A 12,592-nucleotide genomic window follows, 5' to 3' on the forward strand; every position below is an offset into this window, starting at 1 on the left:
CGCACAGACATTATGCGTCCGGGAATCAAAAACCGTGTCCACACCCTACGTCTACACCATGTGAAAGGTGAAGACCACGGTGTATTCTGCTAGAATGCGCGCCTCTTTATTACTCTCAGTGCACTTTCCGCCATGCCAAACCGCGATATGCTTTTCTCTGTGCCAATTGCCAATTTAGGCGACTGGACATTCGACGAACGCGTTGCCGACGTCTTCCCCGATATGATCCAACGTTCCGTGCCCGGCTATTCCAACATCATCTCGATGATTGGCATGCTGGCAGAACGCTTCGTCCGCCCGGATAGCCACGTTTACGATCTAGGATGCTCGCTGGGCGCCGCCACGTTGTCTATGCGACGTAATATTCATGTCCCAGATTGCAAAATTATCGCGGTAGACAATTCTCCGGCAATGGTGAAGCGCTGCCGCAGCCACATTGACGCTTTCCGTTCCGATACCCCCGTTGAGATTATAGAAGCCGATATCCTGAATATTGATATCGAAAATGCATCTATGGTGGTGCTGAACTTTACCCTTCAGTTTCTGGAACCTTCCCAGCGTCAGGTGCTCATCAAGCGTATTTATCAGGGATTGAATCCCGGCGGCGTGCTCGTGCTCTCAGAGAAATTCAATTTTGCGGACAAAGACGTCGGTGAATTGCTGTTCAACATGCATCTCGATTTCAAACGGGCAAATGGCTACAGCGAGTTAGAAATCAGTCAGAAGCGCAGCATGCTGGAAAACGTCATGCTGACCGATTCAGTAGAAACCCATAAAGCTCGACTGGCAGATGCCGGTTTTGAGCACAGCGAAATTTGGTTTCAGTGTTTTAATTTTGGTTCGTTATTAGCCGTGAAAGCAGAGGAAAAGGCGTGATCGATTTCGGCAATTTTTATCAACAAATCGCAAAAGGCCCGCTCAGCCACTGGCTTAACACGCTGCCTTCACAGCTCAGTAGTTGGCAGCAAGAATCGTTGCACGGTAAGTTCAAACTCTGGTTTAACTCGCTGGAACACCTCCCGTCGTTAACGCCAACGTCCCTGGATTTGAACGACAGCGTCACGGCACGTATGGAACCCGATATTTCCGTCGGCCAGCGTGAAGGCATTGAAAAGCTGCTACGTAACCTGATGCCCTGGCGTAAAGGCCCTTTTTCGCTTTACGGCGTGGATATCAACACGGAATGGCGTTCTGACTGGAAATGGCAGCGCGTTCTGCCGCATATCAGCCCACTGAAGAATCGCCTGATTCTGGATGTAGGCTGCGGCAGCGGCTATCACCTGTGGCGGATGGTCGGCGAAGGCGCCACGATGGCAGTTGGCATCGATCCTATGCAGTTGTTCTTATGCCAGTTTGAAGCTGTGCGTAAGCTACTCGGCGACGATCAGCGTGCGCACGTTCTGCCGCTCGGTATTGAGCAACTCCCCGAACTTGCTGCGTTTGACACCGTGTTTTCTATGGGCGTGCTGTACCACCGCCGTTCCCCACTCGATCACCTGTGGCAATTGAAGAATCAGTTGGTGGCGGGTGGCGAACTGGTGCTGGAAACGCTGGTCATTGACGGCGATGAAAATCAGGTGCTGGTACCGGGAGAACGCTACGCGCAAATGCGCAATGTGTATTTCATCCCTTCCGCCGCAGCCTTGACAACATGGCTTGAGAAATGCGGCTTTGTTGATGTCCGCGTCGTCGATATCTGCACCACGACAACGCAGGAACAGCGCCGGACAGACTGGATGATCACGGAATCACTGGCTGAATTCCTCGATCCTGACGATCCGACGAAAACGGTGGAAGGTTACCCCGCACCAGTACGTGCCGTATTGGTTGCACGTAAACCCGGTATCTACCAGCCCTAAATTACTGCGCTAGACAAAAAAAACCCCAGCAACACGCTGGGGCTTGGTACTTGCCATGCACACCAGATGGTATGCGGCGCGGCAAAATTGAAAAGTGCCGATGTGGTGTTATATAACAACGCTGTTTATCTAGCCTACATCGTGAAATGCCTTACATCAGGATACGTACTGAATTTCACGATCTGGGCTGACAGCCCGCTTCATGGCTTCCACCACATCACCATCCACGCAATACTGGCTAAATTCATCTAATTCCGTCTCAGAACACATCGATACGCCAATTTTGCGATAGCGCATCGGAGAAGGTGTCCACTGGCCTGCCGAGCTGTGTAGTTCTCGGATGCCAGCCTGCTGAAATTTGTGTACGTTAGTCAAGCGCACGCCGGAACCCGCCATAATAATTGGACCGCGACTGGCCTGTGTTAGTTCACGTAATAACCGCAACCCATTTTCCGCCGTCTGCTGCTGCCCAGAAGTCAATATGCGCGATACGCCAAGTTCAGTAAGCTGTTCCAGTGCAATGTATGGGTTCAGGCACATATCGAATGCGCGATGAAAAGTCACCGCCATCCCTTGAGCCACCGCCATGATTTCGCGCATTTTGGGCAAATCAATATGCCCTTCCTGATTGAGTGCGCCGACAACAACGCCGGGAAACCCCATCTCACGAATCTGCTCAATGTCGTATTTGATAGCAGCAAATTCCATCGCGCTGTAGCAAAAATCGCCCCCTCGCGGACGCACAATCGGGTGAACAGGAATCGCGACTTTTTCGCGCGCACCACGCAGCACACCATAGGATGGCGTTAACCCGCCTTCTCGCTGTCCTGCACAGAGCTCAATCCTGTCAGCCCCAGACTGCGCTGCTGTTATCGCACAATCAACGCTATAACAGCATACTTCCAGTTTCGTCATCGCTGCTCCTCCATGTAAACTCCCAGACCACTTTTCTTAATTATCGAAAAATCGACGAATTATCACGTCGATTAAAGTAATAACTATGGCATTCGCATTCATATCGTGAGGAGACAGGAGTCACAATGAACGCGATACAGTGCCGAAATAAACATGACATAAACCACAGTTTTATTAATCTGTTCTATACCCGTCATACTTCAAATTGCAGGTGCGTTGGCTGCGTTCACTCACCCGAATCACTTACCTGAGTAAGCTCATCGGGATTCCCTCGCTTGCCGCCTTCCTGAAACTCGAATTATTTAGGGTATACAGTAAAAGAAAACGGCATGAATAACGTGACACTCCGTTTTATCTTCCAGCCAGTGTTATCTTTCTGATTACGCTACGTACGAGCCATACGTTATTTTTATAGCGTCGACATTTCGCTTGCGACAACATCGCGTATATCACATGGATGAAATTTTATTGTCACTTTCCCGTTGGTTACCGCCAGCGTAGGATTAGAAATTCGCTCTTTTTCGCCTTGCGGAGAACTGAATTTAAGCTTGATGCTCGGCGTACGCAGCGCATCATCAGACAAGCAGGCTAGCGCACGCTGGTGCAGCGTTTCTGCTTCCCCGGGCAGCACAAGTTCCACATGCTCCCATCCTTCATGCGGATAATGCTTTTTCCCCGGCCACGGTAGCTCGATACAGGTAATCTGCCAGGGGCCGACCGTGAGTGCATTCTCCAGAATAAACAAGCAGATTGTGCGGCCATTGATCTGGTTTTCAGACAGCAGGCGGCCAGCCTTTAGCAGCACCGCTTTCCATGATTCAGCCGTCGTATTCTGATGGCAACGCAACGAAATATGGTCAGCATGAAATGCGCCTAAATCCAGCTGTAGCACATCGGCCAATTCCTGTAGCGCTTGCTCGAATCGCGCTAAATCCGTTATCAAATCATCGGGTAACATATCGGGCAACACTCCTCGCGGCATCTCACATTATCAATCACCATTTGCACAGTGAGAATATCACACCCGTGACGCATCCTAATTAAATTCTATTTTTCTCCATGTACATTTATTTACACCTTCATTACGTGAAACGCATTAAATGCAAAGAAAAGGTAATAATACTGTTTGATTAATAAACGAAAATATTTTTTACCAAGTGTAAGCTTCAATACTTCTTGCAATCTATTCTGGGAGGAATCTTAAATAATACGCGCCCCATTGAACGCCGAAAAGAAAACGTATAAATTAAGAAAACAAATAATAACGCAGAGATATCACCATGGTTTTACTCATTATATCCATCGCACTTATCGCTATTGCGGCATATGCTATTTTTCGTCATTTTAAAACCAGAGACTCACATAAAATTGGTGTAAATAGTCGGTCGAAAAAACGTTAAGATCGCGATTGGATTTATTTTTATTCTACCTAAAACTATTTTTTCTTTTTTTTGTCGTGTTCTCCTTATCCTTTTTTCATCTCGTTCCCCTCTTTAACTCCCGCCATGTCGGGTATTTTTTCGCCTGAACATCCCGTTGCCTCGCCCCGTCTGCTGACGAGGAAAGGCAAATATGGTATAAGCAAGGCTTAATTTTTTATTTAAGGTAAACCGGTGAATATTCAGGCTCTTCTCTCCGAAAAAGTCAGCCAGGCGTTAACCGCCGCGGGCGCGCCAGCAGACAGCGAAGCTCAGATTCGTCAGTCGGCAAAAGCACAGTTTGGTGATTATCAGGCCAATGGCGTTATGGCCGTGGCAAAAAAACTGGGCATGCCGCCGCGACAATTGGCCGAAAAAGTCGTCCAACTTTTGGCGCTGGAGGGCATTGCGGAAAAAACAGAAATCGCAGGCCCCGGATTTATTAATATTTTTCTCGATAAGCAGTGGGTTGCGAGCCAGGTTGAGAACGCCCTGAATGCACCAAAACTGGGTTTAACCCCAGTTGAACCTCAAACGATCGTGATTGACTACTCTGCCCCTAACGTCGCGAAGGAAATGCACGTCGGTCACCTGCGCTCAACCATCATTGGTGATGCAGCGGCACGTACGCTGGAGTTTCTCGGCCACAACGTGATTCGTGCCAACCACGTTGGCGACTGGGGTACGCAGTTCGGCATGCTGATCGCCTACCTTGAAAAAATGCAAAACGAAAGCGCCAACGAGATGGATTTGTCCGATCTTGAAGCGTTCTATCGTGAAGCGAAAAAACACTACGATGAAGATGCCGATTTCGCCGAACGCGCGCGCGCTTACGTGGTGAAATTGCAGGGTGGTGATGAATATTGCCGTCAGATGTGGCGCAAGCTCGTCGATATCACCATGACGCAGAACCAGATCAACTATGAACGCCTCAACGTCACGCTGACCAAACAGGATGTTATGGGTGAAAGCCTGTATAACAGCATGCTGCCGGGCATCGTTGCTGACCTGAAAGCAAAAGGTCTTGCGGTTGAGAGCGAAGGCGCAACGGTCGTTTTCCTTGATGAATATAAAAATAAAGAAGGCGAACCGATGGGTGTCATCATCCAGAAAAAGGATGGCGGCTACCTCTATACCACAACGGACATCGCCTGCGCCAAATACCGTTATGAAACCCTGAACGCCGATCGCGTACTTTACTATATCGATTCCCGCCAACATCAACATTTGATGCAGGCCTGGACCATCGTGCGTAAAGCCGGCTATGTGCCTGATTCTGTCAGCCTCGAACACCACATGTTCGGCATGATGCTGGGCAAAGACGGTAAGCCATTCAAAACGCGTGCAGGCGGAACGATCAAACTGTCTGAGCTGTTGGATGAAGCCTACGATCGCGCCCTGAAGCTCATCGCAGAGAAAAACCCACAGATGGAAAGCGATGAGTTAACCGCGCTGGCGAAAGTGGTTTCTATCGGCGCGATCAAATACGCCGACCTGTCGAAGAGCCGCACGACGGACTACGTTTTCGATTGGGACAACATGCTGGCGTTTGAAGGCAATACCGCGCCTTACATGCAATACGCCTATACCCGCGTCGCGTCTATTTTCAAGCGTGCAGCTATACAAGAAGACAGCTTAACACAGCAGATTACGCTGAACGATGAGCGCGAATTTGCGCTTGCCACGCGTCTGCTGCAATTTGAAGAAACCATCACCTCCGTCGCCCGTGAAGGCACGCCACATGTGATGTGTAGCTATCTGTACGATCTGGCGGGTCTGTTCTCTGGTTTCTACGAGCACTGTCCGATTCTTAATGCCGAAAGTGACGACGTGCGTCAAAGCCGTCTGAGACTGGCGCTGCTGACGGCGAAAACGTTGAAGCAAGGTCTGGATACGCTGGGCATCGAAACCGTCGAGAAGATGTAATTCTCCATCGACTGAAAACTTATCTATCGATTGAAAGCAAAAACGCCATTGGTGGCAAACCAATGGCGTTTTTTTATGACGAACATCTTTGTCCGTCACCCCGAGGGGCGTTGCTGTGCAAGGTTGAAAAACGTTCCCTACGTTTTTTTATTCCGCAATGGCATAACGTTGTCACACGCTACGGCGGGCGAAATCTCGAGGACGGAATCCCAGCAGCGCCAGCGTGGCAAAATAGGAACCCGCCCCTGCGACCACGACCAGCAGCAAACGCAGAATGCGCATCGTCATATTGCCGTCATCCCACGCAGGCATCCACCACAGCATACACAGTAAAACCAGCGACATCACAATAACGGCAGCCAGCAGGCGAACCAGAAAACCCCGCCAACCCGGCAGCGGCTGGAAAATATCCTGCTTACGCAGTTGCCAATACAGCAGTCCGGCATTCAGGCAGGAAGCCAGACCGATAGACAACGCCAGACCGGCATGTTGTAGAGGACCGATAAAGATCAGGTTCATCACTTGCGTCAGGATCAGCGTGACTATCGCTATTTTTACCGGCGTCTTGATATCCTGCCGAGAATAAAAACCGGGCACGAGTACTTTGACGACAATCAGTCCCATCAGCCCCACTGAATAAGCAATCAGCGCCCGCTGGGTCATCAGCGCATCAAAGGCGCTAAATTTGCCGTACTGGAACAGCGACACCGTTAAGGGCTTAGCCAAAATGCCTAATGCCACCGCACTCGGCAGCGCCAACAGGAAACACAGGCGGAGCCCCCAATCCATCAGACGGGAGTATTCGTCATGATTGCCACTGGCAAAACTCTTCGCCAGCGATGGGAGCAGGATCGTCCCTAACGCCACGCCCAGTACACCGGAAGGAAACTCCATCAGGCGGTCGGCGTAATACATCCATGACACCGCCCCTTCGCTGAGGAAGGACGCGAAAATGGTGTTGATGATGAGCGAAATCTGGCTCACCGAGACACCCAGAACCGCAGGCCCCATCAGTTTCATCACTCGCCAAACGCTCGGGTCACGCCACTTCAAGCGCGGCAATACCAGCATGCCAATCTTTTTCAGATGCGGTAACTGATAGCCGAGTTGCAGTAAACCGCCAACCAAAACCGCCCAAGCCAGCGCCATCACCGGTGGGTTAAAATACGGGGCGGCAAACAGCGAGAAGCCAATCATGCTGACGTTAAGTAATGTCGGAGCAAACGCGGGCACCGAAAAACGGTTCCAGGTATTTAACACCGAACCGACCATCGAGGTCAGCGAGATCAGCAAGATGTAGGGAAATGTGACTCTTAATAGATCCGAAGTGAGTTCAAAGCGCTCTGGCGTCGCGGCAAAACCGGGCGCGGTCACCATGATGACCCAGGGTGCGGCGACCATCCCCGCCACGGTGACTAACGCCAGAATCAGCGTCAGCATGCCGGAAACATAGGCAAGGAAGGTTCGCGTGGCCTCGTCGCCCTGCTGGCTTTTATATTCGGCCAGAATCGGCACAAAAGCCTGTGAAAATGCGCCTTCTGCAAAAATTCGCCGGAGCAGGTTAGGCAGTTTGAACGCCACAAAGAAGGCGTCCGTCGCCATACCTGCACCAAAAATACGGGCGACGATCGCATCGCGCACAAAGCCTAAAACGCGCGATAACATGGTCATGGAACTGACGGCAGCCAGTGATTTAAGTAGATTCATCCGATTATGTTCTGAACGGTTCAGGACCGATTATTAACCCGTTGAGGTTATCCTGATTACGAGGTGCGACTAGTCTACGCATTGCGCGTGTAATAGCTACCGCACATTGTCATAACCGTCGAACTTTTCAGCTTTTTCTCAGCAATTGTTCAATCATGCGCTGGGACAGCAATGCCTGGTTACCAGATGTTTCCGCTGGTTTCCGTTGTTCAATGGCTGTGATGAAATGCTGTACCGCACCGACAAACGGTAGTGCTGACAAATCCGCTGCGTCTTTTGCCAATCGGGAGAAAACGCGCCAACCAGTTCCCAGCGTTCAGCCTGACTGAGAATCGGCAAATAGGCTTTCTGCGCGATGGATCCCAGCCCAACGACGCCGATACGAGGACGTCGGGTCAAACCGCTATTCTCTGGAACACTTTCCGCAGACGTAAACAGAGGTTTCATAACTGATTTTATACCTGGGACAGATTCATTACGCTAACAGCGCGGCAAGCTGACGTTTGAGTTCAGCGACCTCTTTTTCTAACGCTTCAACCCGCTCGGCCAGCGGTGAATGATCACTTTCGCTGTCCGCTTCGGGAGCGACAATCTCACTGACCTCGCCGCTGAAAAGATGCTGATAGCGGCTTTCTCGTTTCCCTGCTTCACGCGCCAACCGGACGACAAATGGCCCATCCTCACGCTGTTGCAACTGTTCAAGGGTAGACTCGGCTTCACCAACATCTGAAAATTCATACAATCGGGCCGCACGCGTACGCAACTCGCCCGGCGTCTGTGGGCCGCGCAGCAGCAGCGTCGTCACCAGTGCCACTTCGGCAGGCGAGAGTTTCAGGTCACCAAATTCAGAATTGCAAAAACGATGTTCATACTTCACCACTCGATTACCAAACCCGCTGAGCGTGCGCAGGAAATGCTTCTTCACGAGTAAATCCAGCGTTTGCTGAACCTCGCTGTCGCTCAGTTCCATCACGGGTTCGCGGTTGGTTTTTTGATTACAGGCCGTGGTGATGCCATTTAACGACATCGGGTATTGATCTGGCGTAGTGATCTGCTTTTCCAGCATGCAACCCATCACGCGGGCTTCACGAGCATCCAATTGGTATTTCATCATTTTTCCTTAACGCGGAGACTTCCACTCGGCGTTGGTCAGCGCGGTTAATACATGATCCTGCCATTTGCCATCAATGAGCAGATAATTCTTCGCATAGCCTTCACGCTCAAACCCCAAACGTGTCAGTAATCCCCCGCTACGCTGGTTATGCGGCATATAGTTAGCCATGATGCGATGCATATGCTGCTGACGTTGCATATAACGTATTGCTGGCTGCAACGCTTCATACATCAGTCCCTGCCCCTGCCATTTTTGGCCGAGTGAATAGCCCAGATAGCAGGCGTGAAAGGATCCCCGCAGCACGTTGCTGAAATTCGCCACGCCGTATACTTCGTTTTCATTCTGATCCAACAAAAGGAAGTAATAGGCGCTGCCCTGTTTATGCATATCGTTAATCACGCTCAGACGCGCTTGCCAGCCTGATGGATAGCAATGGCTGGCGTCTCTCACGGGTTCCCACGGCTTAAGAAAATCACGGTTTTCAGAATAGTATTCGGCCAGACGCCATGCATCGCGTTCATGGGCCAGACGCACCACCAGCCTGTCAGTTGTCAATTGCACTCTTGCTGGCGTTGAACGGTAGCCAAACATTTTTCCCCCTGCCTCTCCATGTTATCGATAAGTAAAATTCATCGCTGCTGAAAAAATGACTATTCTGCACAAGCAGAAAATATCGGTATTTCCGATAATCCTTACTATAACCACATAAATTCATAGACGTAAAATCCCCGTCGTCGAGTTATTGCGCAGTTGAGTCAGGAAAGGCATTTTTTCTCGCCGAAATGCTACTCGGATAACGTTAAATCGATAAAAAAATATTATCCAACAATAGGCTATACCAAAGTCGAATTAGAGTACAAAATAGTCACGTCTGTTATTTTCCTCCTTTCTTTGTTGTGGTGAAACATGCCTCTGATGTCGCAAGCTCGGAGCTTGGGTAAATATTTTTTATTACTCGATAATATGCTGGTAGTTTTGGGATTCTTCGTTGTCTTCCCCCTTATTTCCATTCGTTTTGTCGACGATCTCGGCTGGGCCGCATTATTGGTCGGTATCGCATTGGGATTGCGCCAGTTTATTCAGCAAGGGCTCGGTATTTTCGGCGGAGCCATTGCTGACCGTTTTGGTGCTAAACCGATGATTATCACCGGGATGCTGCTACGCGCCTCCGGTTTTGTGTTCATGGCGATTGCCGACGAGCCCTGGCTGCTCTGGCTGTCCTGTGCGTTGTCCGGTTTGGGTGGCACGCTATTCGATCCGCCGCGTACCGCACTGGTCATCAAGTTAATTCGTCCGCAGGAACGCGGTCGTTTTTATTCTCTGCTAATGATGCAGGACAGTGCTGGCGCCGTTATCGGTGCCCTCATTGGTAGCTGGCTGCTCCAGTATGATTTTGAGATCGTCTGCTGGGCGGGCGCGGTCATCTTTGTGCTTGCCGCTGCACTCAATGCCTGGCTGCTGCCAGCCTATCGCATCTCGACGGTCAAGACGCCAATACTGGAAGGTCTGACGCGTGTCATTCGAGACCGCCGTTTCCTGATGTATGTGTTAACGCTGACGGGCTACTACATGTTGGCCGTGCAGGTTCTGTTGATGTTGCCCATTATGGTCAACGAGCTCGCCGGAACGCCGTCTGCGGTGAAATGGATGTACGCCATTGAAGCGGGACTATCGCTAACGCTGCTGTACCCTATCGCACGCTGGAGCGAGAAGCGCTTCCGGCTGGAACAACGCCTGATGGCAGGGCTTTTCATTATGTCCGTCAGTATGTTCCCGATCGGAATGACAACGGAACTGCAAACACTGCTGCTGCTTATCAGCCTGTTTTATGTAGGGTCGATTATTGCCGAACCTGCGCGTGAAACCTTAAGCGCTTCGCTGGCGGACGCCAGAGCCAGAGGCAGCTACATGGGGTTCAGCCGACTTGGGTTGGCGCTCGGTGGCGCAATTGGTTACAGCGGCGGCGGCTGGCTATTCGATACCGGACACGCGCTGAATCAACCGGAACTGCCGTGGTTCATGCTCGGCACCATCGGGTTTCTGACGTTAGCCGCACTGTATTGGCAGTTCAATCAACGCCGCATTGAACCCGCGATGCTGGGTGGTCATTAATCTGAATTTTACCGACGCGTTTGATCTCGTCGGTTATGACGATCGGCATTTACGCCCCTGTCCTTACTCTCAGCAGTCCGAAATCTAACCGTTTAGTTTTACTCCGCCGCTTCGTTCTGAAGCGGTATTACCTGCCATTTCAGTGCTATCCTATTGTTTACCCTGCGCATCAGGCGCACGCTGCCCTGTGGAATCGTATCGATTGTTCACATACAGAGATCGTTCATGTGAATAGACTACCGTAGTAATGAATTGTGCGCGTAAATAGCACCAAGAGGTCAGAATAATGAAAAAATCAGGATGGATGGCAACGGCCGCAGTGCTGCTTGCTTTTACACTCAGCGGCTGTAATAAACTCACGCAATACACGCTCAGTGAGCAAGAAGTGAATGAGTACCTGCAAAAACACAACGATTATCAGAAACAGTTGGGTGTGCCTGGCGTGGTAGATGCCCATATCGTGTTGACCGAACTATCTAGCCAGATTGGTCGGGCAGAGCCGGGGAAAGTTACCCTGACGGGCAATGCGAAGGTCGATATTTCGTCTCTGTTGGGCAATCAGGCTGCCGACATGAAGCTGACGCTGAAAGCACAGCCGGTATTTGATAAAACGCAGGGCGCGATTTACCTGAAAGACATGGAACTGGTTGATTACACCGTACAGCCGGAAAAAATGCAGACGGTAATGAAAACGCTAAGTCCGTATCTTAATCAATCGCTAAAAAGCTATTTTGACCAAAAGCCAGCTTACGTGCTGAATGCGGATAAGAGCACAACGGAGTCGATGGCGAAGAAGATGGCGAAAGGCATCGAAATCAAACCCGGCCAGATCGTTATCCTGTTTACTGACTAACGCTGACTCGCCGATAGCATACTCAATGTTTGCTATCGGCATCGTCGGTCTACCGTATCACTCTTCGGCTCCAGATTCAGCGTCTTCGTCGCTTTCGCCCAGCTCATCCCGCATGGCTTCCAGCGCTTCGCGGCACACTATCGCTAGTGTGCGATAAAATGCGGTAGTGGCGTGGCTTTCCACCTTCCCGAGAAAACGATCGCTCCACGGTAAAAGATACTCATCGAACAGGGTAATCTGTGCGGCCGTTTCGTCTTCTTGTGCCTGATCTTCCAGCCATGACGCGGCAAGTAATAAGCTACCAAAATGACCAACCACACCACCGTCATTTAACGGCATGCCGCGCTGTTGTAAAAAGGTACGAATTTCCGCGTCATCAGCATCGCTTTCATAGGATGAACGCAGCGGTGAAACCGCGCCGTTTTCACTATCGAACAACGCCTGATAATCCGCCGCCATTGCAGGCAAATCCAGCCCTTTTTGCAAACGAGCCAACAACGCATCCTGCTCTAACGGCCAGTGCTGCGCCAGTTTCCCCTCTTTAATCAGGGTGAATAGCGGCGTCAGCAAAGGATCCTGCGGCTGGCGATAAAACAGTGTGCCCAATAGGCGGCACACAATAGAAAACTCGTTCATTCATAATCCTAGTTATTTTTAAGTGACAATGCATTGAAGTGAGATTGCTTTA

At 50.5% G+C, this 12,592-nt stretch carries 11 protein-coding genes and 1 pseudogene; 5 read left to right on the forward strand and 7 right to left on the reverse strand.

The window, feature by feature from the left end:
• The first annotated feature begins 132 nt into the window (after window positions 1-132).
• The gene (cmoA, locus tag DMB82_RS11825) at window positions 133-876 is read left to right on the forward strand and encodes a carboxy-S-adenosyl-L-methionine synthase CmoA (RefSeq protein ID WP_010306764.1); all 744 of its coding nucleotides are present in this window, start codon (window positions 133-135) and stop codon (window positions 874-876) included.
• Window positions 873-1,859, forward strand: a complete 987-nt coding sequence (gene cmoB, locus DMB82_RS11830; protein WP_116162341.1) for a tRNA 5-methoxyuridine(34)/uridine 5-oxyacetic acid(34) synthase CmoB — start codon at window positions 873-875, stop codon at window positions 1,857-1,859. Before cmoA ends, cmoB begins: the two co-directional genes overlap by 4 nt.
• A 156-nt stretch (window positions 1,860-2,015) precedes the next feature.
• On the opposite strand, the gene cutC is transcribed toward cmoB, so the two are convergent.
• Window positions 2,016-2,774 (reverse strand): copper homeostasis protein CutC, encoded by a 759-nt coding sequence (gene cutC, locus DMB82_RS11835; protein ID WP_116155771.1) that lies wholly within the window; start codon window positions 2,772-2,774, stop codon window positions 2,016-2,018.
• Window positions 2,775-3,183: 409 nt separating this feature from the next.
• The gene (locus DMB82_RS11840) at window positions 3,184-3,732 is read right to left on the reverse strand and encodes a VOC family protein (protein ID WP_102117822.1); all 549 of its coding nucleotides are present in this window, start codon (window positions 3,730-3,732) and stop codon (window positions 3,184-3,186) included.
• Between the two features lie 655 nt (window positions 3,733-4,387).
• On the opposite strand from DMB82_RS11840, the gene argS reads away from it, so the two are divergent.
• The gene (gene argS, locus DMB82_RS11845; RefSeq protein ID WP_102117821.1) at window positions 4,388-6,118 is read left to right on the forward strand and encodes an arginine--tRNA ligase; all 1,731 of its coding nucleotides are present in this window, start codon (window positions 4,388-4,390) and stop codon (window positions 6,116-6,118) included.
• Window positions 6,119-6,289: 171 nt separating this feature from the next.
• Here argS and murJ read toward each other — a convergent pair whose 3' ends face one another.
• The 4 genes and pseudogenes from murJ to rimJ all read right to left on the reverse strand — a co-directional run bounded on the left by murJ (window position 6,290) and on the right by rimJ (window position 9,530).
• A complete protein-coding gene (gene murJ / locus DMB82_RS11850) occupies window positions 6,290-7,825 on the reverse strand; it encodes a murein biosynthesis integral membrane protein MurJ (protein WP_102117820.1) in 1,536 nt (511 codons plus the stop codon).
• A 240-nt stretch (window positions 7,826-8,065) separates the two neighbouring features.
• Window positions 8,066-8,272 (reverse strand): annotated as a pseudogene (locus DMB82_RS11855) (gfo/Idh/MocA family oxidoreductase); the annotation flags it as partial.
• A 28-nt stretch (window positions 8,273-8,300) separates the two neighbouring features.
• Window positions 8,301-8,936, reverse strand: a complete 636-nt coding sequence (locus DMB82_RS11860) for a YceH family protein (RefSeq protein ID WP_102117819.1) — start codon at window positions 8,934-8,936, stop codon at window positions 8,301-8,303.
• Window positions 8,937-8,945: 9 nt separating this feature from the next.
• The gene (gene rimJ, locus DMB82_RS11865) at window positions 8,946-9,530 is read right to left on the reverse strand and encodes a ribosomal protein S5-alanine N-acetyltransferase (protein WP_039480408.1); all 585 of its coding nucleotides are present in this window, start codon (window positions 9,528-9,530) and stop codon (window positions 8,946-8,948) included.
• Between the two features lie 315 nt (window positions 9,531-9,845).
• Here rimJ and mdtH point away from each other — a divergent pair, with 315 nt between their 5' ends.
• Window positions 9,846-11,051: a multidrug efflux MFS transporter MdtH gene (gene mdtH, locus DMB82_RS11870; RefSeq protein WP_102117818.1), complete on the forward strand. Its 1,206-nt coding sequence runs from the start codon at window positions 9,846-9,848 to the stop codon at window positions 11,049-11,051.
• A 286-nt stretch (window positions 11,052-11,337) separates the two neighbouring features.
• The gene (locus DMB82_RS11875) at window positions 11,338-11,904 is read left to right on the forward strand and encodes a lipoprotein (RefSeq protein WP_039358045.1); all 567 of its coding nucleotides are present in this window, start codon (window positions 11,338-11,340) and stop codon (window positions 11,902-11,904) included.
• 57 nt (window positions 11,905-11,961) lie between these two features.
• Here DMB82_RS11875 and DMB82_RS11880 read toward each other — a convergent pair whose 3' ends face one another.
• Window positions 11,962-12,540, reverse strand: coding sequence for a TorD/DmsD family molecular chaperone (locus DMB82_RS11880; protein ID WP_102117817.1), 579 nt, complete (start codon window positions 12,538-12,540; stop codon window positions 11,962-11,964).
• Window positions 12,541-12,592: the final 52 nt, after the last annotated feature.

This window comes from Pectobacterium aquaticum, assembly GCF_003382565.3.
In the GTDB taxonomy this organism is placed as follows: Bacteria; Pseudomonadota; Gammaproteobacteria; order Enterobacterales; family Enterobacteriaceae; genus Pectobacterium; species Pectobacterium aquaticum.